This window comes from Flavobacterium johnsoniae (assembly GCF_030388325.1).
Classification (GTDB): Bacteria; Bacteroidota; Bacteroidia; order Flavobacteriales; family Flavobacteriaceae; genus Flavobacterium; species Flavobacterium johnsoniae_C.
This window is the reverse complement of the sequence record NZ_CP103794.1, coordinates 2719876-2745849: the sequence shown is the minus strand read 5'-3', so window position 1 is coordinate 2745849 and position 25974 is coordinate 2719876. Positions and strand designations below refer to the sequence as shown.

Sequence of the window (25974 nt, the reverse complement as noted above, 5' to 3'; positions counted from 1 at the left end):
AATCGTATAGTTTGTCATTTCGAGGAACGAGAAATCTTCGTAAGTAGCTCCTCAGCCAAAATCATCAATCTTTGTAGAGTTTCTTGCGAAGATTTCTCGTTCCTCGAAATGACAAACTATATGAATATTAACTTTTCGGATAAAAAAAAACTGCTGAATCTCTCCAGCAGTTTTAGTCTATTCTCTTTGTTCTTTCTTCTTTTCTCTAAAAAAGACTAAACGTTGAAACGGAAGTGCATTACATCACCATCTTTTACAACATATTCTTTTCCTTCAACTTTAAATTTTCCAGCCTCTTTTGCTTTTGCTTCAGAACCGTATTGAACGTAATCTTCGTATGAAATTACCTCTGCACGAATAAATCCTTTTTCAAAATCAGTATGGATAACTCCTGCCGCTTGTGGTGCAGTTGCTCCAATATTGATTGTCCAAGCGCGAACTTCTTTTACACCAGCTGTAAAGTAAGTTTGTTGTTTTAATAATTTGTAAGCTGCACGAATTAAAACAGAAGCTCCTGGCTCAGTTAATCCCATATCTTCAAGGAAAACTTGACGCTCTTCATAGCTTTCTAATTCTGTAATATCAGCTTCAGCCCCTACTGAAAGAATAATTACTTCAGCATCTTCGTCTTTTACTAATTCACGAACTTGATCAACATATTTGTTTCCGTTTACAGCAGAACTTTCGTCAACATTACAAACGTATAAAACTGGTTTTGCAGTAATTAATTGGAAACCTTCCATCAAAACTTCTTCATCGTTGCTTTGAGGAATAATTGTTCTTGCAGATTTTGCTTGCAAAAGAGCTTCTCTAATTCTGTTTAATAAAGCTTCTTCAGTTTGAGCTTCTTTATTTCCAGTTTTTGCAGCACGTTTTACTTTTTCTAAACGCTTTTCGATTGTTTCTAAATCTTTTAACTGCAATTCGATATCAATCGTTTCTTTATCACGAATTGGATTAACGTTTCCGTCTACGTGTACAATATTATCATTATCAAAACAACGCAAAACGTGAATAATAGCATTACACTCTCTAATGTTTCCTAAGAACTGGTTTCCAAGACCTTCACCTTTACTAGCTCCTTTTACTAAACCTGCAATATCTACGATATCTACAGTTGCCATTTGAACGCGCTCTGGTTTTACCAATTCTTCCAATTTATTGATTCTTGGATCTGGAACGTTTACAACACCAATATTTGGTTCGATTGTACAAAAAGGAAAGTTTGCACTTTGCGCTTTTGCATTAGATAAACAATTAAATAATGTTGATTTTCCAACATTTGGTAATCCTACAATTCCTGCTTTCATCTGTTTGTTTCTATTTATTTTATTGGTCTTTTGTTTTCAGACCTAAATCATTAAATGTTGTAATTTAATGCATTATGATTTTACGCGTTTCTCTTCTTTCTGCCAAAATGATATTTTTTGGCTTTAAAATTTTGCAAATATAAGATTTAATAGCTCTTAAGCGAAGTAAAAATGTTCATTAATATAATTTTAAAGCTATTCTGGAAAATTTTTAAACATTTTATTAATTTTTTGTTAAAAAACATTACTTTTATAAAACTAATCAACAAAAAACAAACCAAAAAAACCAATTACCATGAAAAAGATTGCATTATTACTATTTCTGCTGAATTCAGCATTTCTTTTTGCACAGAAAGAAGTTTCGGGTTTTGTAAAAGACAAAACTGGTGCGCCGCTTCCTGGTGTTAATATTTTAGAAAAAGGAACCAACAATGGCGTTTCTACTGATTTTGAGGGCAGTTACAGAATAAAAGTAAAAGAAGGCGCAACATTAATTTTTAGCTACGTTGGTTTTTCAACATTAGAAAAAGTAGTTTCTGGAGATAAAATAGACGTTACTTTAGCTGATGGAGAGGGTCAGGTTTTAAATGATGTTGTGGTCGTTGGTTCCAGAAATGCTAAGAGAACAGTTGTAAATTCTGCTGTTCCAATCGATGTTATTAATGTGAAAGATGTTACAACGCAAAGTGGAAAAATAGAAATTAATCAACTTTTACAATATGTTGCCCCATCTTTTAATGCCAACAAACAATCTGGTTCTGACGGTGCCGATCACGTTGATCCTGCTTCTTTAAGAGGTATGGGGCCAGATCAGACTTTAGTTTTAATTAACGGAAAAAGAAGACATCAATCTTCATTAATCAATTTATTCGGAACGCGCGGACGCGGAAATACAGGAACCGATTTAAATGCAATTCCTGCCGCATCTATTAAAAGAATTGAAATTTTACGTGATGGCGCTTCTGCTCAATACGGTTCAGATGCTATTGCGGGAGTCATTAATATTGTGACAAATGACAATGTAGACGAACTTACTAGTTCTATTACTTACGGTGCTTTTAATACGCATGCAAAAGGCGATTTTCTGCCTGGAACTCCAAACACAAAAGGTTATAGATTAGATAAAAACGGAAATGGAAATTCATACGGAAAAGATCAAGATTTTGATGGAGGTTCTGTAAGAGTTGCCGCAAACTACGGAACTAAAATTGGAACTAAAGGTGGTTACGTAAACATTACAGGAGAATTTTTAAACAAAAACAAAACCTTAAGACCTGCTTACGATTTTAGAAAAGGTTTTGGCGATGCCGAAATGCAGGGCGTAAATCTGTTTGCAAATCTTGCAATTCCAATTGCTGATAAAACTGAATTTTATGCTTTTGGAGGAAGTAATTTCAGAGATACAGATGCTTACGCTTTTACTAGAAATGACGGTGAAAGAGTTGTAGAATCTGTTTATCCGGGAGGTTATACACCAAGAATTACTTCTAAAATAAATGATAATTCGGTTGCTGCGGGAATTAGAACAGAAACTTCTGGCGGATGGAAATTTGACTTGAGTAATACATTTGGCAAAAATAAGTTCAAATATGACATTAAAGGAACGATAAATGCTTCCCTTGAAGAAAATTCACCACATGAATTCGATGCTGGAGGTCACAGTTTACTTCAAAACACCACTAATTTTGATGTTTCTAAAAATTATGGAGATGTTTTAAGCGGCTTAAATATTGCTTTTGGTACAGAATTTAGAGTAGAAAAATTTGAAATTTTTGCTGGTGAAGAAGGTTCATATACAACTTACGACACCAACGGACAACCAATTACAGACCCAACAACGCAAAGCGCTCCAATTGATCCTATTTCTGGAGAACCTAGACCTGGAAGTTCGCAAGGTTTTCCAGGATATAGTCGAGCCAATGAAGTCAATAAAGATCGTACCAACTTTTCTCTTTATGCTGATGCCGAATTAGACGTTACAGAAGCTTTAATGTTTAGCGGTGCTGTTCGTTTTGAAAATTACAGTGATTTCGGAAGTACTGTAAACGGAAAATTAGCTTCGAGACTTAAAATTACAGACCATATTAACGCAAGAGGATCTATTAGTACAGGTTTTCGTGCTCCTTCGTTAGCACAAATTTATTATAATTTGCGCTTTACAAACTTTAATGCAAGCGGCGCAACAGAAGTATTATTGGCTCCAAATGATAGTCCAGTTACAAGAGCTTTCGGAATTCAGAAATTAAACGAAGAAAAAGCCGTAAATGCATCTTTAGGTTTTACAGCTTCGTTTGGAGATTTCACCGCAACAATTGATGGTTATTATATTCAGGTAAAAGACCGTATTGTTTTAACAGGTTATTTTGATGCAAGTGCATTAAACCTTGGCGTTTCTGAAGCTCAATTTTTTGCCAACGGAGTTGATACAAGTACACATGGTTTGGATATTGTTTTTTCTTGGAAGAAAAAATATGATTTTGGTCAATTTGGCGCAACTTTGGTTGGAAACATTAACGATATGAAAATTGATAAGGTAAAAAACGGCAACCTTGACGAATCAATTTTCTTTGGAAAACGAGAAAAAGCGTTCCTGCTAGCTTCAGCTCCAGACAATAAATTTGGTTTAAATCTAACTTATGCAAAAAACAAATTTGATGCGGGATTAGCTTTTACACGTTTCAGCAAAGTGGTTTTGGTTGATTACGCAGACGAAGATGATGTTTACAATCCGAGATTGATTACCGATTTAACTGTTGGATATCAATTTACAAAAAGCTTAAAATTAACGCTTGGAAGTAATAACTTATTTAATGTATATCCAACCAAACAAGACGAACAAGGAAACACAGAAGCTGGAGGTTATTGGGATGCCGTACAAATGGGATTCAGCGGAGCTTATTACTATGCAAGACTTGGATTTAATTTTTAGACTTTAACTTTCAGCCTGGCAAAAATTATAAAACAAAAAAAATCCTGAACAATTAAGTTCAGGATTTTTTTTCTATTTATTTAATTACAATTTATATTCTAAAGAAGCAATAATGGCTTTTTCTTCATCTGTAGCAGTAAAACCAGAAGTGTCCCAATAATTAGTCAGGATTTTATTCTTTTTATTGAAAAGCGATTTTTCTTTAAAAACATCACTTTCTTTATAGGTAAAGTTCTGTCTATTAAATCCTGTAGTCACAAAACTATTTCTTACTTGAATGTTTTTCGTTTTGTCTTTCAAAATAAGATTATATCCAATTTCTTCATTAGAACTCAAAACATAATAATCTTTTCCGTCGCATCGGTACGTTACTTTTACAAAAGACTTCGTGATATTTTTGTCGCCAATTTTTGTCTTATCATCTACTTTATCGAGATTTGCAGGAGTTACAGAAACAGTGAATTCCAGAATCAGCTTTTTTTCTGGATCATAAATAATTTCAAAATTATCAATCGCTTCTTTGGCTTTATCAAACGGAGTAACAGACATTATATAGAGTTCCTTATTGCTCGGATGTCCTTTTGTAGTAAAATCGTATTGTTTCTTTGCCTTTGTATCTAATAAAGGTTCAAAGTATTTAAAATTCGAATAATTCTCCATAATATTATTCAAATTATAACCTCTTAAATCTGAACTGATATCAGTTTCTAGTAATCCGTAAGAACGATTTTGTTCTACCAGCAAAGTAGTTGTATTGTTTTTATTGAATTGAAAATTAACCAATCCGTCATTATAATATGAATATTGATTATCGAGCATAAAAAACTCACGAACGTAAACTTTTAACCGATAAGAGAAACTTAGTTTTTGTTTAGAATTTGAAACTAATTTTTGAAGTATTTTTTGAGAATTCTGTTTCGAAACAACAACTTCGTCTAGATTTTCTTTTTTGTTTTTAATATAAACTACAAATTCGTTCTCTTTTAAAGTATTCCATCGAACTGTCAGTTCTTCATAATCCATTTCAGAAACTTCTACATTTGATCCTCCGGTTAAAACAAAAGTGACTTTACCATCTTCATTAGTCAATAAAACTTGTTTGGTTTTTAAAATAACTACTGTTGCATTTTCGATCGGTTGCAAAGTTTCGATATCTTTTACCAAAATAGAATACTCCGTTTCTTGAGAAAAAACGTTCATTCCAGATAATACGACAAATAAAAGTAGCAATTTCCTCATAGGCGTTGTCAATTTTTCAACTAAAGTATTACTTTTTTATCAATAAACTAACACTAAAATAATAATTCATTAGATATCAACAAACTAACTTTGATTATTTTTTTATTTAATGCAAAAAAAAAATCCTGAGTTCACACTCAGGATTATATTTAAAATACAAGAAATACTTACTCTCCGTGTAGGAAAGATTGTCTTTCTAATAATGTTTCTTCGTCTTCAACGTGATTATCGTCTGGCACACAGCAGTCAACTGGACAAACGGCAGCACATTGTGGTTCATCGTGGAAACCTTTACATTCGGTACATTTTCCTGGTACAATATAATAGATTTCATCAGAAATTGGAGTTTGTGCATCATCTGCATCCACTTCAGTTCCGTCAGGTAAAACTATTTTTCCAGAAAGACTTGTTCCGTCTTTATATCTCCAATCATCTGCTCCTTCATATATTGCTGTATTTGGGCACTCTGGTTCGCAAGCCCCACAGTTGATGCATTCGTCAGTTATAATAATTGCCATCGTTTTTAGTCTTAAAGTTTAAAAGTCATAAAGTTTAAAAGTCATAAAGTTTAAAAGTATTAAAGTAAAAGTATTTAAAGTATTTTCAACTTTGGACTTTCGACTTTCGACTTTCGACTTTCGACTTTTGTCTTTCGACTTAATTATGCTTATTTTTGTGCAAAATTACAATCAAAACAATTCATAAACAAACATTATGACATTAGAAACAAAAAAAAGTGTTTTTGTTGAATTAGGAAAATTTTTAAGTCAGTTTTCAGAAGGCGCTTCTGCGAGAAAATCTGACGTCTTATATAATGATATCTTTTTTGATGATTTCGAAAATCTGATACATTTATCGCAATCACATAACGGTTGGTATACGCCCGAACAAGTATATTTTTCAGTACAATCTTGGGCTGAAGCTTTAACAAAAGAAAATATTGACAAGTGGCTCTCGGCTTATAAAATTGATGAAAATAACGATAATTCAAAGACTGTTGCTTTAATTTTAGCAGGAAATATTCCGCTAGTTGGCTTCCATGATTTTTTATCCGTTTTAATAACCGGTTATAAAGCTTTAATTAAAACTTCATCAAACGACCAGCATTTATTGCCTTTTTTAGCAAAATACTTAATTGCTGTTGATGAAAATTTTAAAGATAAAATCACTTTCGTGGAAGGAAAATTGGAAAATTTCGATGCCGTAATTGCAACAGGAAGTAATAATACAGCTCGTTATTTTGAATATTATTTTAAAGACAAATCTTCCATTATTCGAAAAAACAGAAATTCAGCTGCGGTTTTAACGGGAAAAGAAACTACTGAAGAATTAGAAAATTTAGGCGAAGATATTTTTAGATATTTTGGTTTAGGATGTCGTAACGTTTCTAAACTTTTTGTTCCTAAAGACTACTCTTTTGATGCTTTTTTTCAAGCAATGTTCAAATATCAGGATGTCATTCATTATGAAAAATACGCTAACAATTATGACTATAATAAAGCCGTATTTTTGATGAGTAATTTCAAATTATTAGACAACGGTTTTTTAACCATAAAAGAAGATTCAAGCTACGCCTCGCCTATCTCAAGCGTTTTTTATGAATACTACGAAAACCTTGATGAACTTAAAAAACGTTTGCAAAACGATTCAGAACAAATTCAATGCATTGTAAGCAGTAATTTGACATCAAATAGCATTGCATTTGGAGAAACGCAAAAACCGCAATTGTGGGATTACGCAGATAATGTCGATACTATAACGTTTTTGTTAACAACAAAGTAATAAATTGTTTAATTATTTCGAATATTTTAACGCTTTTTCGGCTCTTATTGCCGAAATTTGCGTCTTTAAAATTTTCGACTATTAACAACAACCATGAAAAAACACAACTACAGCGCAGGACCAAGTATTTTACCTCAGGAAGTTTTTGAGAAGGCATCAAAAGCAATTTTAAATTTTAATGATTCAGGGCTATCTATCCTTGAAATCTCGCACCGAAGCAAAGATTTCGTTGCAGTTATGGAGGAAGCTCGTTCCCTTGCTTTAGAATTATTAGGACTTCAAGGAAAAGGTTATCAGGCTTTATTTTTACAAGGTGGTGCAAGTACAGCATTCTTAATGGCGCCATACAATTTATTAAAAGAAAACGGAAAAGCAGCTTATTTAGATTCAGGAACGTGGGCAACTGCGGCAATCAAAGAAGCTAAACTTTTCGGAGAAACTATCGTGGTAGCTTCTTCAAAAGAAGACAATTATACTCATATTCCAAAAGGCTATGAAATTCCAGCTGATGCTGATTATTTCCACTGCACTAGTAACAACACTATTTTTGGAACTCAAATGAAAGAATTCCCAGCAACTAACATTCCTGTTGTTTGCGATATGAGTTCTGATATTTTTTCTCGTGAATTAGATTTCTCTAAATTCGACTTAATCTATGCTGGAGCTCAAAAAAATATGGGACCTGCTGGAACAACTCTTGTTGTAGTGAAAGAAGAAATCTTAGGCAAAAACGGAAGAACAATTCCAAGTATGTTAGATTACGCTAAACACATTAAAGCTGAAAGTATGTATAATACGCCACCAGTTTTCTCTGTTTACGTTTCTCTTTTAACTTTACAATGGATTAAAGAAAAAGGTGGAATCGCTGCTGTTGAAAAATTAAACAACGCAAAAGCTGAATTACTTTATGCTGAAATCGACAGAAACCCATTATTTAAAGGTGCTGCTGCAGTAGAAGATCGTTCTAACATGAACGTTACTTTTTTACTAAACAACCCTGACCATACAGCAACTTTTGATGCTTTATGGAAAGAGGCTAATATCTCAGGATTGCCAGGACACCGTTCTGTTGGTGGTTACAGAGCTTCTATCTACAACGCAATGCCAATTGAAAGCGTTCAGGTTTTAGTTGATGTAATGAAAGCATTGGAAAGTAAAGTTTAGTTTTCCGTCTCAGTCTCAGTTTACAATTCAAAAAAAGAAAAATCAAATAGTTGGTTTATCGATTAAACAAATAAACGATTCACCAAATAAACAATAAACACACAATGAAAGTATTAGCAAATGACGGAATTTCTAAAAGCGGAATTCTAGCCTTAGAAAAAGGCGGTTTTGAAGTTATAACTACAAAAGTAGCTCAAGAACAAGTAGCTAACTATATTAATGAAAATAATATTGACGTAATTTTAGTTCGTTCTGCAACTAAAGTTCGTAAAGATATTATCGATGCTTGTCCTGGAATCAAAATCATCGGTCGCGGTGGTGTTGGTATGGATAATATCGATGTTGATTATGCTAAAAGCAAAGGAATCCATGTAATCAATACTCCTGCTTCATCTTCAGAATCTGTTGCTGAATTGGTTTTTGGACACTTATTTTCTGGTGTTCGTTTTTTACATGATTCAAACAGAAATATGCCTCTTGAAGGAGATTCAAACTTTGACGGTTTGAAAAAAGCGTACGCAAACGGAACTGAATTAAGAGGTAAAACTCTTGGTATTGTTGGTATCGGACGTATCGGACAAGCAACTGCAAAAATGGCGCTTGGTTTGGGTATGAAAGTTATTGCTGCTGATAGCTTTATTCCTGAGGTAGATATAAAAGTTGAGTTTTTTGACGGACAATCTATTACAACTAAAATTGTTTCTCAATCTTTAGAATCTTTATTTAAAGAAGCAGATTTCATTACATTACACGTTCCGGCTCAAAATGGTTATATCATCGGAGAAAAAGAATTTGAAATCTTAAAAGACGGAGTTGGAATCGTAAACTGTGCTCGTGGTGGTGTTATTGATGAAGTAGCTTTAGTAAAAGCTTTAGATTCAGGAAAAGTGGCTTTTGCAGGTTTAGACGTTTTCGAAAGCGAACCAAAACCAGAAATGGCAATTTTAATGCACTCTAAAATTTCATTGACTCCACATATTGGAGCTGCAACTGGAGAAGCACAAGATAGAATTGGAACTGAATTAGCATCACAAATTATTACTTTGTTAAGCTAATTAACTATAATTAAAACACTTAGAAGGGATTTATTAACACAGTTTAATAAATCCCTTTCTTTTTTTGTTTAAATTTGAGTTCTAATCTAAATCCTAAAAATCATGTTTGAACAATTAACCCAATTAGTACAACAATATGGAGGCGATGCAGTAACAAACAATTCTGCTGTTCCAAATGAACATAATGAAGCCGTAATTGGCGAAACTAGCAATTCTATTTTTGAAGGATTAAAAAAAATCGTTTCTGAAGGCGGAACAGATCAAATTGCAGGATTATTTAACGGAAACTCTTCTATAGACAGCTCAAACCCAGTGGTGCAGCAAATTCAGCAACAATTAAGCGGTAATCTTGGTCAAAAATTTGGACTAAGCAGCGCAGACTCAAACGGAGTTGCTTCTAATTTGATTCCTCAAATTTTAAGTTCTTTGGTTAATAAAGCAAAAGATCCTAACGATAATAGTTTTCAAATCTCAGATATCATCAATTCTATTTCAGGAAACAGCGGACAAGCTTCTGGAATTATGGATACTATTTCTAAATACGGAATGCAATTCGGATTAGACCAAAACAACGACGGAAAAGTTGACGTTGCAGATGTTTTAGTTGTAACCAAAAGTAAAGGCGGTATAGCTGGATTTATCGGTAAACTGTTTGGAAGTAAATAATAAGGCTCAAAGTTACAGAGGTTCAGAGGAACAAAGTCTTTTAATCAAAAGTCAAAAAAACTGATTACAAAATTGTAATCAGTTTTTTTATTTTATATAAAAAGCAAAACCTCTGCACCTTTGCACCTTTGCATCTATGCACCTTTGAACCTTATCAAAAAAAAATTCGTAACTTTAAACTATGAAAAAGTGCATTTTTATATTAATCCTATTAGCAACAATCATTTCTTGTTCAACAGCTTCGCAAAATATTGCGAGTAATGGAAATAACAATGCTTCAAGTAAAAAAACAAATGATACTGTAAGAATTGCAAACGATTCGTTAGAATATGAAGTTATTATTATTGACAACGGATTTAATTACTGGTTAAACTCTATGGCTTTTCCTAGAAATTATCACAGTTTAGCTTTTCTTGAAAATAAAAACTATCAATACGTTACAGAATGGAATAACAGGGTTTTACAGCCAAACCGATATAATCCAAATTTATACGAAATGACGATTGATTATCAACCTCAAATTCATTACGGCTACGAAGTAAATTACTTAATTTACAACTACATGATTTATTTTCAAAATACTTACAAACAAAAGCTCGCGGGCTATGTACCATTACGATAATGTTAGTATATTTGTAATGGTTATAAATAAATAATGGACAAACTAAAAAAACGTTGGGGAATCACTTCCAACCTACAAGCCATAATCATACTAATTGTTTTTGCCATCACCGGATCGGCATCTGCATGGATTTCTAGACCTTTCTGTGACTGGGTTGGAATTCACAAAGAAGATTTAGGCGTTGTTTGGTTTACCCTTATTCGTTTATTGATTATTCTTCCTGTTTATCAAGTCTTATTAGTTGCAATTGGAACTATTTTTGGACAATTCCGTTTCTTTTGGAATTTCGAAAAGAAAATGCTAAAAAGAATGGGATTAGGTTTCTTCTTTAAAGATTAATTTCTTCCAACTCTACTCTTTTTTAAAATTATAAAATCCGTTCTGGTTAAGATTATTTCTTAATCATGATTTTTGATTTATTTTATTCTATTAAAATATAGAAATTTCCACTTTTAAAACTTTTGTTACATTTTTTTGATTAGAATAATTTCCTTTATTTATCAAATATAGACATCGTAAATATTTTAGAATAAAAATAAATATTACATTTTTTTAATCCAAAATTTATAATAAAACAGCAACCAGAACAGGATGGTGCAGGATAGTTTTATTTTAAGTAATACCAAACTTTACAATAGTTAATGATAAAATATTCATTGAAAATCAACTAGTTGAATGTTTTTATTTCTAACTAAAATTACTTACTAACCAAACCACAATTTGAAATGCTGAAAAATTACTTAAAACTCTCCGTAATGGCGACAATGATTTGTCTCGTTGCGCCGAAAACAAAGATTTTTGCCCAAAATCCGATTGTAAAAATTGACTTTGACCAGTCAGGAAGACCTAAAGCAGAAGTTAACGATCCTGATTATAGCACTTGGGTTGTAGCTTCTGGAAATACGAGCACTTATACAGAAAACGGAGTAACTTTTACCGTTACACGCGTTGGAAATAATGGAGATGCTTTAGGAACAAATTGGTATAAAGCTGGTATTCAAGCTCCATATTACGCAAGATTAGTAAGTGATGGACTTACTGTAAAAGGAACAACTGCCAATTTGGGAGCTCAAATTGAACTTAAAATTAGCGGTTTAACCACAGGCGAACATACATTTTTAGCATTTTTTAATGCTGTAGATAGTCCATCGGGAAATAATTTTAGTCCGATTGATATTTCTATAAATGGAAATTTGGTTGTAGATAATTTGATTCCAACTGTTAGAGCGCTTAAAACTGCCGATGCAAAATCTGTTTATCTAAAATTTCAAGCCACAACAGGAACTGACGTTGTCATATTAATGGCGGCAGAAACTTCAGGTACAGAAAACATTAAAAATATCATGTTCAATGGATTTGAATTGAATACGCCAAACATTTTCTATCAAGCAACAAATCCGAATCCAAAACAAAATGACGAACATGTTGAATTAACATCTGGAGGCAAATTATTGCAATGGACAGCCGCTGCCAATGCTGTTTCGCATAATATTTATTTTGGAACAGACCAAGCTGCGGTAAATGCCGCTACAACATCTTCTCCTGAATACAAAGGAAACCAAGCTCTAGCCAACACTTCTTATCAAGTAAACGGATTATACACGGGAGCAACTTATTTTTGGCGTATTGATGAAGTTTTAGCAAATGGAATTGAAAAAGGAAATGTATGGCGTTTTCGTCCTGCACAACTTGCATTTCCAGACGCTGAAGGTTACGGACGTTTCGCAAGAGGCGGACGCGGCGGAAAAGTTGTTGTGGTAACTAATTTAGATGACAGCGGTCCAGGAAGTTTCCGCGAAGCCGTTACAAATGATATTGGACCAAGAACTATTGTATTTAACACTTCTGGAATTATCCAATTACAATCTCGTCTTGTTTTAAGTCAGCCGTACGTAACAGTTGCGGGGCAAACTGCGCCTGGAAAAGGAATCTGCATTCGTTCTGCACCATTTGGCGTTACAGGAAATGATGCCATAGTTCAAAATCTAAGAGTTAGAATTGGAGCTGGCCCAACTTTCGACGGAATGGGATTAACAGGTGCCGACAACAGTATTATTGATCATTGTTCTATCAGCTGGACTATCGATGAATCTTTTAGTTCTAGATCTGGTAAGAATATTACATTACAGAAAACATTGATTTCCGAAGCATTAAATGCAGCAAATCACCAAAATTATCCAGCAGGAACCGAACACGGGTATGCGGCAACAATTGGTGGAGATATCGGAAGTTTTCACCACAATTTATTAGCACACTGTTATGGTCGTAATTGGAGTCTTGGAGGAGGATTAGACGGAAGCGGTGCTTATGCAGGAAGAATGGATATTACTAATAACGTGGTTTACAACTGGGGAGGCCGAACAACCGATGGCGGTACGAAAGAAGTAAATTTTGTAAATAATTACTACAAACCAGGCGCTGGCTCTAAAATTTTTACTGCGTTTAACCAACAAAATGAAGGTGCAGGAACAGGAACACAACAATGTTATTTTAGTGGAAATGTAATGCCCGGATATTTCGACGAAAGCAACCAAACTGCTGGAAGAAAAGCTTCTGGAGTTGCCATAACATTTGAAAATTTTGTAAACACACCCTTTTTCCCTTCATATGTAACTACACAATCTGCTAAAAATGCCTACAAAATAGTGCTTTCAGATGTTGGATGTACGCAACCAATATTTGATGATCACGATCAAAGAATTATAAATGAAACCCTAAATGGAACTACTTCTTCTGTGGGAAGCATAACTAAAAAACCTGGATTTCCAGACAACGAAGCAGATGTTGGCGGTTTTGAAATTTATCCGATTGTAAATAGGGCCACAAATTGGGATAGCGATCTAGATGGATTGCCAAATTGGTGGGAAACTATAATTGGTACAAATTTAAACTCTGCAATTGGCGATTTTTCAGATTCAAATGCTGATACAGACCAAGATGGTTACACGAACTTAGACAAATATTTACAATGGATGTCTTTGCCTCATTACGAATCGGCTGATGGAAAAAAAATAGATGTTAATATTCAAAAATTATCGCAAGGATTTACTAGCGGAGTTTCTTATTCTATTTCTAATGTTGTAAATGGTGGCGCTGTACTAAACACAAATACTGTAGCTTTTACACCAGCTTCAAACGGATTATGTTCTTTTGAATTTACAGTAACTGATTCTGAAGGCGGTACAATGAAAAGAAAAGTAAACATCGTAAGCGGACAAAATATCAATTTAGCAACAGCAGAAATTAGCAAAGAAATTAAAAACAATTCTTTTAGCGTTTGGCCAGTTCCAAGCAACGGTGCATTTTCCGTATTTATTGATAATGAAGAAACTGAGTTCTCTGATCTTAAAATATATGATATCTCTGGAAAAGAATTATTAAGACAAAAAATTAGAGGAAATACTGCAGAAACAATTCAATTGCATTCTAAAGGAGTTTTCCTGATTAAAGTAACTGATCCGCAGACTAAGAAAACAAAATACAGCAAAAAAATAATTGTACAATAAAAACAAAAGGGCGGCTCAAAAACCGTCCTTTTTTATTTTTTCTGATTTTATTTTTTCTGAAAGAAATAAGTATAAATCCACGTCAAAGTAAATGACGGAATTATATCTGTAAAAGGCAGTATTTCTTCAATAAAAGTTAAAGCACTAGCCACCTTTCCTACTCTTCCCTTATACATTCTCGTCATTAAAAAAGCTGCAATTGGCGCCCAGATCACATCTGAAAACTCACCAAGAAGCGGAATCGAAAAAGAAATCATTCCAATTCCATCCAAAACCAATCCTATAATTAGTTTTGATAGCTTATCATCATCTTCTACAATATTCAAATCCTGCATCTTACATTTATTTTAGTTTATCGAAATTAAAAATAATCATCTAATTATAATTATTTATTTTTCCAATTTAATTTCTAAATTCCCATACCAATAAATATGCCGATTGCTGATTTTAGATTTTAGATTTTAGATTTTAGATTTTAGATTTTAGATTTTAGATTTTAGATTTTCTACAACTTTGTCAAAGTTTAAACCTTTGACAAAGTTCTCTTGGAATTTGGAATTTAAATTTTGTAATTTGATATTGACTATAATCTTCGTTTCTTTGTAAAAACAGTTTCACTACATGATACACGCAAAAAACATACATAAGTTTTACGATAAACTAGAAGTTTTAAAAGGAGTTGATTTACATATTAAAAAAGGCGAAATTGTTTCTATCGTTGGTGCTTCGGGTGCTGGAAAAACAACTTTATTACAGATTTTAGGAACTCTAGACAAACCAGATCATAATCAAGATTCTTCTTTAACCATTAATGGTAAAAATATTCTTGAACTGCAAAACATTCAAAAGAACAGCTCAAAACAAGAAAAAATCTTTAAGATTGTTACTTGGACTGGTTCTCTTTATATAATATTACTAGCCATTTACTTGGTGTTTTTTAGAACAAAAATATTTGATGAAACGCTTAGATTAGTCGCAAGCATATCGCTTTTTTTACCAATTCTTACAATGCTTTTTTACTATAATGGTTATTTCAAAAAGAAAAGCAAACAAGACAAAGTGCTATCCGATTTTAGAAATTTAAATTTAGGGTTCATTTTTCAGTTTCACCAGCTTTTACCTGAGTTTACAGCTTTAGAAAATGTTTGTATTCCCGCTCATATTGCGGGTAAAAAACCATCTGAAACAGAAAAAGAAGCCATAAAATTGCTTACTTATCTTGGACTTTCTCATAGAATTAATCATAAACCAAGTGAACTTTCTGGTGGAGAACAACAGCGTGTAGCGGTCGCAAGGGCTTTAATTAACAAACCGGATGTTATTTTTGCAGATGAACCTTCTGGAAATTTAGATACGCATTCGGCGGAAAATCTGCACCAATTATTTTTTCAGCTTCGTGACGAATTCGGACAGACATTTGTTATTGTAACACACAATGAAGAATTAGCCAACATGGCAGACAGAAAATTGGTTATGGTTGACGGACAGATTAGTAATTAGAGTAATCAGGAGCTATTCCTGCTGTCCGCTATATCTTTTATGGCGAACCCCGCCACAAAAGGATGCCGCTCCCATCAGGGCTAGGAAAGTTGAATAAATAAGAACATTTCATTGTAATATGAATAAATCAGAACTTAAAGATTTTCTAGATGAGAAAGTCATTCAATATAACAATCAGGATTTTATAGAAAGTGATCCCGTTCAGATTCCGCATCTTTTTACTCAAAAAGAAGACATCGAAATTGCTGGTTTTCTAAGTGCTTCTATTGCTTGGGGAAACCGTAAAATGATTATTAAGAATTCGCACAGAATGATGGAATTAATGGGCAATGCGCCATACGATTTTGTCATGTCACATTCTGACGAAGATTTAGCCAGACTGGAAACGTTTGTTCATAGAACTTTCAACGGACATGATTTTGCAGGCTTTATTAAAGGCTTAAAAAATATCTACCAAAAACACAACGGATTAGAAAATGTCTTTGCTAAAAATCAAGAAAAAGACAGTTTGCAGAAAAGCATTAGCGAATTCAAAAAAATATTTTTTGAAACAGATCATTTAGCTAGAACTCAAAAACATATTTCAGATCCTTTAAATAATTCTGCGGCAAAAAGAATCAACATGTACCTGCGATGGATGGTTCGACAAGATGCAAAAGGAGTCGATTTAGGAATTTGGAAAAGCATTTCACCTTCTGTTCTTTCATGTCCGCTTGATGTTCATTCTGGAAATGTTGCTCGAAAACTTGAAATCCTTTCGCGAAAGCAAAACGATGCAAAAGCTTTGCTAGAATTAGATACAAAATTAAGAGAAATGGATCCGAAAGATCCTGTAAAATATGATTTTGCTTTGTTTGGATTAGGTGTTTTTGAAGGGTTTTAAATTTTTAAATTATAGATTTTATTTGCATTTTATGCTGTCAGGCTGAGCGATCCGAAACTTCGGGAGAAGCCCACGCCCCAATTGGCAAGTGCTCTTCTCCCGAAGTTTCGGATCGCTCAGAGTGACAAATGGGCATCTTAAATTATAAAATCAACAAAAAAACCACGAATTTAACGTACATTTGCACAAAATTTAAAGCAAATGAGCACTTTCGAAAAATTTAATCTTCCAAAATCGGTACAAAAAGCAATCGACGATTTAGGATTTACTACACCAACTCCAATTCAGGAAAAATCATTTTCTGTGATTACTTCTGGACGTGATATGATGGGAATTGCTCAAACAGGAACTGGTAAAACATTTGCTTATTTATTGCCACTTCTTAAATTATATAAATTTACAAATACTAATACACCAAAAATCGTAATTCTGGTTCCAACCCGCGAATTAGTTGTTCAAGTTGTAGACGAAGTTGAAAAATTGACTAAATATATGTCGGTTAAAACTTTAGGAATTTACGGTGGTGTAAACATCAATACACAGAAAAAAGCTGTTTACGAAGGTGTTGATATTTTGGTTGGAACTCCTGGAAGAACAATGGATTTGGCTTTGGATGCTGTTGTTCGTTTTGATGAAACTCAAAAATTAGTTATCGACGAGTTTGATGAAATGCTGAATTTAGGTTTCCGACCGCAATTGACAGCGCTTTTGGCAATGATGAAACCAAAACGTCAAAATATTCTATTCTCAGCAACAATGACTGATGAAGTAGATACTATCTTAAATGATTATTTTGATTTTCCTGAAGAAGTAACTTTGGCAGCTTCTGGAACTCCGTTAGAAAAAATCACTCAGATTACATATAATGTTCCCAACTTTAATACTAAAGTAAATCTTTTAAAACATTTATTAGAAACTGACGAAAGCATCGAACGTGTTTTGATTTTTGTGAATAATAAAAAGATTTCAGATATGCTTCATACGCGTATTGAAGAATTATTTGAAGGTCAGTTTGGAGTTATTCACTCGAATAAATCTCAAAATTATCGTTTGACTACGATGGCTGAATTTCAAGAAGGAAATCTTCGAGGTTTGATTACTACAGACGTTATGGCGAGAGGTTTGGATATTTCGAATATTTCTCACGTCATCAACTTTGAACTTCCAGAAATGCCAGAACTTTATATGCACAGAATTGGTCGTACAGGTCGTGCAGATGCAACAGGAACTGCAATTAGTTTTGTGACTCCTCGTGAAGAAGAATTCAAAATCGAAACTGAAGTTTTAATGAATCAGGAACTAAAAATTGCTGATTTCCCTGAAGAAGTTGAAATTTCAGAAAAATTAATCGAACCTGAGAAAGACAAATTACCAAGAAAGTTTTTAATGAAAAAAGTAAAACTTGATGGTGATGGAGCTTTTCATGAGAAATCTAAAAAGAACCAGAAAGTCAATTTAGGTGGACCTTCAAAAACAAAAAAGAAAACACATGGTTCTGTTAACAGAAATATGTTGAAGACCAGAGATAAGAAGAGAAAAGACGGGAATAAATAGGTCTTTTTTTTAAGGAACAAAGGTTCAAAGGAACAAAGCGACAGAGAATAAAAAAGGCTCAAAAGTACAGAATTCTAAACCTCTGCACCTTTGAGCCTTTGTTACTTTTAACCTTAAAAACTATATTTTCGTAAAAACCAATCCAACTGGCGAACACAATTCGATTCTTTTTCCAGTATCTTCGATTTTTCCTGTTGTTTTATTTCTTTTAAAAATAACTATATCATTAGTATATTGATGACCTACTAAAAGGTAATTTCCAGTTGGATCAATGGCAAAATCTCTTGGACCTTTTCCTAAAGTGCTTTGCTGTTCTACCAATTCGATTTTTCCATCTTTAAGAATTTTATAAACTGATATTGCATTGGCATCTACACGGTCAGAAACGTATAAAAAGTTTCCGTCTGGCGAAATTTTAATTGCTGCTGCGCCTGTTCCGCCTGTAAAACCTTTTGGTAAAATACTTGTTTCTGCAATTACTTTTAAGTTTCCTGTTTTATCGTAACTTAAAGTGGTCAAAGTTCCATCTAGTTCTTGAACTAAATACACAAATTTACCATCTTTACTAAAAGTCAAATGTCTTGGTCCACTCGCCGATTTCACATCGACAGTTCCTTTTAATGTCAGGATTTCATTTTTAGAATCTGGATTATATTTATAAATAAATATTTTATCCAAACCTAAATCATTAGACAAAACGAATTTTTTATCTGGAGAAAAAACAACCATATGTACGTGCGCTTTTTCCTGACGCGCTGCATTCGGCCCTTTTCCTTCGTGCTGAATTAATTGCTGAACTTCTGTAATACTTCCGTCTGCTTTTTTCTTAAAAACGACAATATTTCCTCCTGAATAATTAGCAACTATTACATTTTTATCGTCATTAATTAAATGACAAGGATCTGCTCCTAACGCATCATTTGTGTTTAAAAACTTTAATTTTCCTGAAGCCGAATCGTATCCAAAAGCACTTACAGCACTTTGATTTCCGTTTTCATTTACAGCATAAACAAATTTATTATCTGCAGAAACCGACAAATAACTCGGACTAACTACATTTTCTGAAGAATTCTTCAACTTAAAATCTCCCGAAGAAGCATCAAATTCGTAAACGTAAATTCCGTTGCTTTGACAAGTATTTGTATAGGTTCCGACTAATAAATTGAATTTATTTTGAGCTTTTACCGCGGTCAATGATAAAGCTGAAAATAATACGACATATATTTTTTTCATAGTTTGTTTTTTGAATCAGCTAAAATAAGGAATAATATCTTTTGCAGATTACAATTAAAACAAGAAAAATTACATTTAAAAAAGAGTTTATCAATATATAAGTCATATAAGTTCTTTTTAGATTTTTCGCTTATAATCTCTTAGTTGAACTTATATGGTTCAACTAAAAATTCGTATTTTTGACGAGCATCTTCGCGAAAAACAAAACGTAGTGAAGTAAATCGAAGCCAGAATGCATTTTAAACATCCCGAAATTCTATACTTTCTGTTTTTATTGATCGTTCCAATTTTGGTTCACTTATTTCAATTAAGACGTTTTAAAACTTCCTATTTTACCAATGTTCGTTTCTTAAAAGAACTTGCCATTCAGACTCGTAAAAGCTCCAAAATCAAAAAAAGACTTTTGTTAGCGACTCGTTTATTACTCCTAACTTTTATAATTTTAGCCTTTGCGCAACCTTTTTTTGAGGCAAAAGACAGCAAAAATGCGTCAAATGAAATGTATATTGTTTTAGACAATTCGTTTAGCATGCAAGCAAAAGGAAAAAAAGGTGAATTATTAAAAAGAGCAGTTCAGGAATTGCTTGAAAACACTCCAGAAAACACTCAATTTTCTTTATTAACAAACACAGAAAATTTTTGGAATACCGATATTAAATCTTCCAAAAGCGCTTTACAGAATTTAAAATACAGCGCCACTTCATTCGATCTTTCAGCTATTTCAGCCAAAATCAAAGCGCATAAATCGGCACATAAAAAAGATATTGTAATTATTACAGATGCTGTTGGTTTAAAACAAAAAGATATTGCAAATATAGATTTTGAAGAAAAACCATATTTCATCATTCCAGAAGCTGAACAAAAAAACAACGTTTCTATTGACAGCGTTTACATCAATCAAACTTTGGAAAATTTTTATGAAATCGGAATCAATTTATCTGCTTATAGCGAAGATTTCAAACCAGTTTCGACAGCTTTATACAATCAAAACAAACTGATTGCCAAAACAATTGTGAATTTTGACGCGAAGAAAAAGAAAATCAATTTTACGATTCCGAAAGAAGCTTTTCATGGATATGTAACAATTGAAGACAATGGTTTGACTTATGACAACAAATTGTTTTTCAGTATTTCTAAAAACAAAAAAACTAACGTAATTAGTATTGGCGAACCCGAAAAGAGCAATTTCTTGTCTCGAATTTATACTTCTGGCGAATTTAATTATCATAATTATTCCATCAGCTCTTTAGATTACAATAGTTTAGAAAAACAAAACACGATTATTTTAAACGAATTAATTGAAATTCCGCAAGCGCTGCAAACGACTTTGAAAGCTTTTGTTTCTAAAGGCGGAAATTTGGTTGTAATTCCTTCTGAAAAAAGTTCCGTTTCAAACCTAAATGCTTTATTAAGCAATTTTGGAAAAATTCAATTCGGAAATCTAGAAAATACCGGTAAATTAATTACCAAAATTAATTTCGATCATCCACTATTTTCGGGAGTTTTTGAAAACAAAATCACGAATTTTCAGTATCCAAAAGTAAATAGTTCATTTGCTGTTTCTAGCTCTTATCCTGCAGTACTTTCGTTTGAAGATCAAACTTCTTTTGTTACTGCGATTCAAAATCAGATTTCTGGAATTACACTTTTTACGGCGCCGATAAACAGTTCAAATTCTAATTTTCAACAATCTCCTTTAATTGTTCCGTTGTTTTACAAAATCGGACAATACAATCAAAAAACTGGCGTAAATGCATTAACAATTGGAAATAACCAGCCCTATTTTGTAGATGTTTTATTGACAAAAGATGCAATTTTAGAAGTAAAAGGAAATGAAGATTCGTTTATTCCGATTCAACAGATTTTAAACAATAAAGTCAAATTAACCTTTAACGATTTTCCGGAAACGGCTGGCAATTACGGTATTTTCGATAAAAAAGAATGGGTAGAAAATATCAGTTTTAATTACAAAAGAACCGAAAGCGATTTGAGTCAAGTAAACACCAATGTAGTTTCAGATTTCAAAACTGCCGATACGATTTCGACCATTTTTAATACGCTACAAACTGAGCGAACTGACAGCCAAATTTGGAAATGGTTTGTTATCTTTGCACTGTTATTTTTAGCATTAGAAATGGCAATTATAAAATTTGTGAAATGATTTTTTTACCATTAAGACATTAAGATTATTAAGTTTTTGCTTTGTGAACTTAATTTTTTAATGTTTAGAAAATTAAGTTCTTCACTTTATTAACTTAATTTCTTAATCGTAGAAAATAAAAACATTTAATGTTTTAATAAAATAAATATCCAAAATATGAAAATAATCATCAAAAGCGCCAAAATTATCGACTCAAAAAGTCCGTTTCACAATCAGACCGTTGATCTTTTAATTGCAGATGGTTTAATAGAAAAAATAGGCGTTTCTCTTCCAAACGACGATGCAGAAGTTGTAAGATTCGATGATCTTCACGTTTCTCAAGGTTGGTTTGACAGCAGCGTTTCTCTTGGAGAGCCAGGTTATGAAGACAGAGAAACCATTGCAAACGGATTAAATGTTGCAGCAAAAAGCGGTTTTACAGCAATTGCTTTACAACCAAATTCACTACCAATTATTGACAATCAGTCTCAAGTAAACTTTGTAAAAAATAAAGCCAATGGTTTTGCAACAGAAATTTTCCCAATTGGAGCTTTAACAAAAGCCAGCGAAGGAAAAGATATGGCAGAACTTTTTGATATGAAAAATTCTGGTGCAGTAGCTTTTGGAGATTATAATAAAAGCATAGACAACGCGAATATTTTAAAAATCGCTTTACAATATGTACAAGATTTTGATGGTTTGGTAATTGCATATTCTCAAGATCCAAACATAAAAGGAAATGGAGTTGCTAACGAAGGAATTGTTTCTACAAGATTAGGTTTGAAAGGAATTCCAAATTTAGCTGAAGAACTTCAAATTTCAAGAAACTTGTTTTTATTAGAATATACAGGCGGAAAACTTCATATTCCGACAATCTCTACAGCAAAATCAGTTGAATTAATTAGAGAAGCAAAATTAAAAGGCTTACACGTAACTTGTAGCGCATCTGTTCATCATTTGGTTTTAACAGATGAAAAACTAGACGGATTTGATACTCGTTTTAAAGTTACGCCGCCATTACGCACAGAAGTTGACAGGCAAGCTCTTTTAAACGGAGTTGCTGACGGCACAATCGATATGATTACTTCAGATCATAATCCGATTGACATCGAATTCAAAAAAATGGAATTTGATACAGCCAAAAACGGAACTATTGGTTTAGAAAGTGCTTTTGGAGCATTAATGACGGTTTTACCAGTAGAAACTATTGTAGCAAAATTAACTGCAGCAAGAACTATTTTCGGTCTTGAAAATTCTACAATCGAAGAAGGCGCAAAAGCTAATTTGACACTTTTTACAACTGAGCATAAATCAACTTTTGAGAAAGAAAATATTCTTTCAAAATCTAAAAATTCTGCATTTTTAGGAACTGATCTTAAAGGTTCAGTTTACGGAATTTACAATCAAAATCAACTTGTTACAAAATAATAAAATGAAGAATACAATTGAAGAAGGAAAACCAATTGCAATAACCAGTTACATTTTAATTATTGGTGTTTTGATTGCAATGTCTATGAATTCGGAGAACAAGAATAGTTTTGCTTCTTTTCATATCCGTCAGGCTTTAGGTTTATCGTTAACTTTTATTTCTTTGGGAGCCATTATAAGCAATTTCGACAGCTTTTTTATTACTTTCCCAATGTGGATTTGTATTTCAATTCTTTGGACTTTCGGTATTTTTAATGCTATTCAAGGTCAAATGAAACCAATTCCTTTAGTTGGAGAATTATTTCAGAAATGGTTTAAATCTATAGGTTAGGAAAATTCAATTTTGAAATCCCAATAACTTTGACAAAGTTGAAAATTTACAATTCACAACTTACAATTAACAATCAAAAAATGAATCTATCATTAGAATATAAAATAAGAGAACCAAAAGTAATTTTAGATAAAAATCCGTTATTGCTTTTACTGCACGGATACGGAAGCAATGAAGAAGATTTATTCTCTTTTGCCTCAGAACTTCCTGATAATTATTATATCATCTCTGCAAGAGCTCCTTATGATTTGCAATATGGCGCTTACGCTTGGTACGCGATTAATTTTGATGCAGATCAAAATAAGTTTTCTGATAACGAACAGGCAAAAACATCTAGAGATATGATTGCCAATTTTATTGACGAATTAGTTGCAAAATACCCAATTGACGCAAATAATGTCACTTTAATCGGATTCAGTCAAGGATCTATTTTGAGTTATGCAACTGCACTTTCATATCCAGAAAAAATTCAAAGAGTTGTGGCAATGAGCGGCTATTTCAACGAAGAAATTATCAAAGAAGGTTTTGAAAATAATGATTTTAAAAACTTAAAATTCTTCGCTTCTCACGGAACTGTAGATCAAGTTATTCCAATTAAATGGGCTAGAAAAACTCCTGCCATTTTAGAAAAACTAAATATTCCAGTTACTTACAAAGAATATCCTGTTGGACACGGAGTTGCTCCGCAGAATTTCTTTGATTTTAAGAATTGGCTAGCTTTGTAGTTTTCAGTCACAGTTTCAGTTTTCAGTCTCGAACGAAAAAAAACTTTGTCAAAGTTTCAAACTTTGACAAAGTTCTAAACTATAAACTGTCACCGCAACTGAAAACTTTATTCTCCTGTATAAATAATCTTTCCGTTTTTCTTCAAAACATAACCTTTCCAAGGAATTAATTGCCAATCGCCATTAACCCAAGAATCGCCTTCTGATTTTCTTTCTAAAATAATGGATTCTTTTTGAGTGTCTAGAAAAAGTTCTGCTTTATTTCCGTCAAAAATAACATACGAGACTGTTGTATATGTTTTTCCGTCTTCAGCATGATTTAGTTTTGTACTATTTTCGAAAATTCTAATACATTCCTTTTTTAAAATTGACCAAGTATATCCTGCAGAAGCTTTACATCCATGAGAATCAGCATCTGCTCCTACTACAACTTTTTCTTTCTGTGGCTCTTTTGCAACAACTTTTTCCTGAGAAACCTTTTTAGCACAAGAAAACACACTAACAAGCATTAACAACAAAAACATCTTTTTCATAATCCTAATTTATTTAAAGGTCAAAAAAAATAGGATTTAAAAAATCCTATTTTTGATATAACCAAGTTTGATTTACTTCAAAGGTAATATTATCATCGTTATCAACAAAGTATTTTAACAAGACTTCTCCCCACAATTCTCCATTGCTGTAATCTGCAATAATCCATCTATGGTTTAAAATTTTCACTTTATTAATAACAAATTTTGTCGGTCCGATTTGATCTTGACCTGTGTACGGATTTCCTTTTGGATCTGAATTAAAATCTAGCAACTTTTCTGTTACAACCGGAATCAGTTTTTCATATAAAATAACTTTTCCTCCAGAAGCGCTATTATCAAAGTAATTTTGCGCGTTTTCATTATGTTCTAGAGAAAAATAATCAGCTTCGGCTAATTGTGTTTTTACTAGATTAATGCTATCTCTCAGCTTCTTAGTTGTTTTATCGTATCTATTCTGAGCAAATTTTACTTCTCCGCTATAAAATGCGTACGTAAACACGTTCATTAAAATTGCTAAAATAAAAAGATAAAGCATTAAGGATTTTTTCATTGTGTGGTATAATTAAATGGTAATTTCTAAATTATCGTAAGCCAAAAAAACATTTTCTGGAAGTTGCTTTTGTACTTCTTCATGAAAACCTAAAACATGGCTGATATGAGTTAAATAAGCTTTCTCAGGTTTAACAAGATTTATAAAATCAAGTGCTTCTTGCAGATTAAAATGGGTATCGTGTGGTTCTACGCGCAAAGCATTTACAACCAAAACTTTTAAACCTTTCAGTTTCTCAGTTTCAATCGGATCAATTGTTTTTACATCTGTCAAATAAGCAAAATCGTCTATGCGGTAGCCAAAAACCTGTAATTCACCATGCATAACATTTATTGGAATTGCGGTTTTATCTCCAACAGCAAAAGATATATTATTTTGCACTTCTATTGTCTTAACACTTGGTGCACCAGGATATTTATTTACCGTTTCAAAAACATAGTCAAAACGACGCCTTAGATTATCTAAAACTCGTTGATGTCCGTAAATTGGAATTTCACCTTGCCTAAAATTAAAAGGGCGAATATCGTCTAATCCTGCTGTATGATCTGCGTGTTCATGCGTAAACAGAATTGCATCTAATTTTCGGCATCCGCAGGAAAGCATTTGCTGCCTAAAATCGGGACCGCAATCGATTACAAATGAATGATCTTCCCACGTAATCCAGATCGAAACGCGAAGCCTTTTGTCCTTAGCATCAGTGCTTTTACAAACTGGATGATCGATTCCGATTATCGGAATGCCTTGTGAAGTACCTGTACCTAAAAAATAAACCTTCAATTGAACTTAATTTTTTTACAAAAATAGATTATTTCTCTTTCATTAGA

Annotated in this window: 22 protein-coding genes and 2 pseudogenes; 16 read left to right on the top strand and 8 right to left on the bottom strand. The window is 32.8% G+C overall.

What is annotated here, in order from left to right; all coding sequences use genetic code 11:
- Nucleotides 1–215: 215 nt before the first annotated feature.
- The gene (ychF, locus tag NYQ10_RS11895) at nt 216–1310 is read right to left on the bottom strand and encodes a redox-regulated ATPase YchF (protein WP_289657940.1); all 1095 of its coding nucleotides are present in this window, start codon (nt 1308–1310) and stop codon (nt 216–218) included.
- Nucleotides 1311–1605: 295 nt separating this feature from the next.
- Between ychF and NYQ10_RS11890 the strand changes: the two genes are divergently transcribed.
- Nucleotides 1606–4239: a TonB-dependent receptor gene (locus NYQ10_RS11890; protein WP_289876542.1), complete on the top strand. Its 2634-nt coding sequence runs from the start codon at nt 1606–1608 to the stop codon at nt 4237–4239.
- 84 nt (nt 4240–4323) lie between these two features.
- Here the strand turns inward: NYQ10_RS11890 and NYQ10_RS11885 are convergent, their stop codons facing one another.
- Nucleotides 4324–5478: a hypothetical protein gene (locus NYQ10_RS11885; RefSeq protein ID WP_289876541.1), complete on the bottom strand. Its 1155-nt coding sequence runs from the start codon at nt 5476–5478 to the stop codon at nt 4324–4326.
- Between the two features lie 167 nt (nt 5479–5645).
- Complete coding sequence (locus NYQ10_RS11880; protein ID WP_223705346.1) at nt 5646–5996, bottom strand: 4Fe-4S dicluster domain-containing protein; 351 nt, start codon at nt 5994–5996, stop codon at nt 5646–5648.
- Between the two features lie 196 nt (nt 5997–6192).
- On the opposite strand from NYQ10_RS11880, the gene NYQ10_RS11875 reads away from it, so the two are divergent.
- The 7 genes from NYQ10_RS11875 to NYQ10_RS11845 all read left to right on the top strand — a co-directional run bounded on the left by NYQ10_RS11875 (nt 6193) and on the right by NYQ10_RS11845 (nt 14273).
- Complete coding sequence (locus NYQ10_RS11875) at nt 6193–7260, top strand: acyl-CoA reductase (protein WP_289876540.1); 1068 nt, start codon at nt 6193–6195, stop codon at nt 7258–7260.
- A 93-nt stretch (nt 7261–7353) separates the two neighbouring features.
- On the top strand, nt 7354–8424 hold the full coding sequence (gene serC / locus NYQ10_RS11870) for a 3-phosphoserine/phosphohydroxythreonine transaminase (RefSeq protein WP_289876539.1): 1071 nt from the start codon (nt 7354–7356) through the stop codon (nt 8422–8424).
- A 104-nt stretch (nt 8425–8528) separates the two neighbouring features.
- Nucleotides 8529–9479, top strand: coding sequence for a D-2-hydroxyacid dehydrogenase (locus NYQ10_RS11865; RefSeq protein WP_289876538.1), 951 nt, complete (start codon nt 8529–8531; stop codon nt 9477–9479).
- Between the two features lie 102 nt (nt 9480–9581).
- Nucleotides 9582–10145, top strand: coding sequence for a DUF937 domain-containing protein (locus tag NYQ10_RS11860; RefSeq protein ID WP_289876537.1), 564 nt, complete (start codon nt 9582–9584; stop codon nt 10143–10145).
- A gap of 181 nt (nt 10146–10326) precedes the next feature.
- The gene (locus tag NYQ10_RS11855) at nt 10327–10767 is read left to right on the top strand and encodes a DUF6146 family protein (protein ID WP_289876536.1); all 441 of its coding nucleotides are present in this window, start codon (nt 10327–10329) and stop codon (nt 10765–10767) included.
- 33 nt (nt 10768–10800) lie between these two features.
- Nucleotides 10801–11106, top strand: a complete 306-nt coding sequence (locus tag NYQ10_RS11850) for a DUF6787 family protein (RefSeq protein WP_289876535.1) — start codon at nt 10801–10803, stop codon at nt 11104–11106.
- Between the two features lie 386 nt (nt 11107–11492).
- A complete protein-coding gene (locus NYQ10_RS11845) occupies nt 11493–14273 on the top strand; it encodes a T9SS type A sorting domain-containing protein (RefSeq protein WP_289876534.1) in 2781 nt (926 codons plus the stop codon).
- A gap of 47 nt (nt 14274–14320) precedes the next feature.
- On the opposite strand, the gene NYQ10_RS11840 is transcribed toward NYQ10_RS11845, so the two are convergent.
- Nucleotides 14321–14608: a hypothetical protein gene (locus tag NYQ10_RS11840; RefSeq protein ID WP_276174372.1), complete on the bottom strand. Its 288-nt coding sequence runs from the start codon at nt 14606–14608 to the stop codon at nt 14321–14323.
- A gap of 286 nt (nt 14609–14894) precedes the next feature.
- Here NYQ10_RS11840 and NYQ10_RS11835 point away from each other — a divergent pair.
- The 4 genes and pseudogenes from NYQ10_RS11835 to NYQ10_RS11820 form a co-directional block, all read left to right on the top strand.
- Nucleotides 14895–15113 (top strand): annotated as a pseudogene (locus NYQ10_RS11835) (ATP-binding cassette domain-containing protein); the annotation flags it as partial.
- A gap of 210 nt (nt 15114–15323) precedes the next feature.
- A pseudogene (locus NYQ10_RS11830) lies at nt 15324–15773 on the top strand (ABC transporter ATP-binding protein); the annotation flags it as partial.
- A 118-nt stretch (nt 15774–15891) separates the two neighbouring features.
- Nucleotides 15892–16656 carry a TIGR02757 family protein gene (locus NYQ10_RS11825; protein ID WP_289876533.1) on the top strand — a complete coding sequence of 255 codons (765 nt, stop codon included), beginning with the start codon at nt 15892–15894 and terminating at the stop codon, nt 16654–16656.
- 201 nt (nt 16657–16857) lie between these two features.
- Nucleotides 16858–18210 (top strand): DEAD/DEAH box helicase, encoded by a 1353-nt coding sequence (locus NYQ10_RS11820; RefSeq protein ID WP_289876532.1) that lies wholly within the window; start codon nt 16858–16860, stop codon nt 18208–18210.
- Nucleotides 18211–18330: 120 nt separating this feature from the next.
- On the opposite strand, the gene NYQ10_RS11815 is transcribed toward NYQ10_RS11820, so the two are convergent.
- Nucleotides 18331–19443, bottom strand: a complete 1113-nt coding sequence (locus tag NYQ10_RS11815) for a lactonase family protein (RefSeq protein ID WP_289876531.1) — start codon at nt 19441–19443, stop codon at nt 18331–18333.
- A 232-nt stretch (nt 19444–19675) separates the two neighbouring features.
- On the opposite strand from NYQ10_RS11815, the gene NYQ10_RS11810 reads away from it, so the two are divergent.
- From NYQ10_RS11810 to NYQ10_RS11795, 4 genes are all read left to right on the top strand, one after another.
- Nucleotides 19676–21604, top strand: a complete 1929-nt coding sequence (locus NYQ10_RS11810) for a vWA domain-containing protein (protein ID WP_289876530.1) — start codon at nt 19676–19678, stop codon at nt 21602–21604.
- 156 nt (nt 21605–21760) lie between these two features.
- Nucleotides 21761–23011 carry a dihydroorotase gene (locus tag NYQ10_RS11805; RefSeq protein WP_289876529.1) on the top strand — a complete coding sequence of 417 codons (1251 nt, stop codon included), beginning with the start codon at nt 21761–21763 and terminating at the stop codon, nt 23009–23011.
- A gap of 4 nt (nt 23012–23015) precedes the next feature.
- Complete coding sequence (locus NYQ10_RS11800; protein WP_289876528.1) at nt 23016–23342, top strand: hypothetical protein; 327 nt, start codon at nt 23016–23018, stop codon at nt 23340–23342.
- A gap of 80 nt (nt 23343–23422) precedes the next feature.
- Nucleotides 23423–24067, top strand: a complete 645-nt coding sequence (locus NYQ10_RS11795) for an alpha/beta hydrolase (RefSeq protein ID WP_289876527.1) — start codon at nt 23423–23425, stop codon at nt 24065–24067.
- A 107-nt stretch (nt 24068–24174) separates the two neighbouring features.
- On the opposite strand, the gene NYQ10_RS11790 is transcribed toward NYQ10_RS11795, so the two are convergent.
- From NYQ10_RS11790 to NYQ10_RS11780, 3 genes are read right to left on the bottom strand one after another with little or no spacing between them, the layout of a single operon-like run.
- Nucleotides 24175–24600, bottom strand: a complete 426-nt coding sequence (locus tag NYQ10_RS11790; RefSeq protein ID WP_289876526.1) for a hypothetical protein — start codon at nt 24598–24600, stop codon at nt 24175–24177.
- Between the two features lie 46 nt (nt 24601–24646).
- On the bottom strand, nt 24647–25150 hold the full coding sequence (locus NYQ10_RS11785) for a hypothetical protein (RefSeq protein ID WP_184164321.1): 504 nt from the start codon (nt 25148–25150) through the stop codon (nt 24647–24649).
- A 12-nt stretch (nt 25151–25162) separates the two neighbouring features.
- On the bottom strand, nt 25163–25927 hold the full coding sequence (locus NYQ10_RS11780) for an MBL fold metallo-hydrolase (protein WP_289876525.1): 765 nt from the start codon (nt 25925–25927) through the stop codon (nt 25163–25165).
- Nucleotides 25928–25974 lie beyond the last annotated feature (47 nt).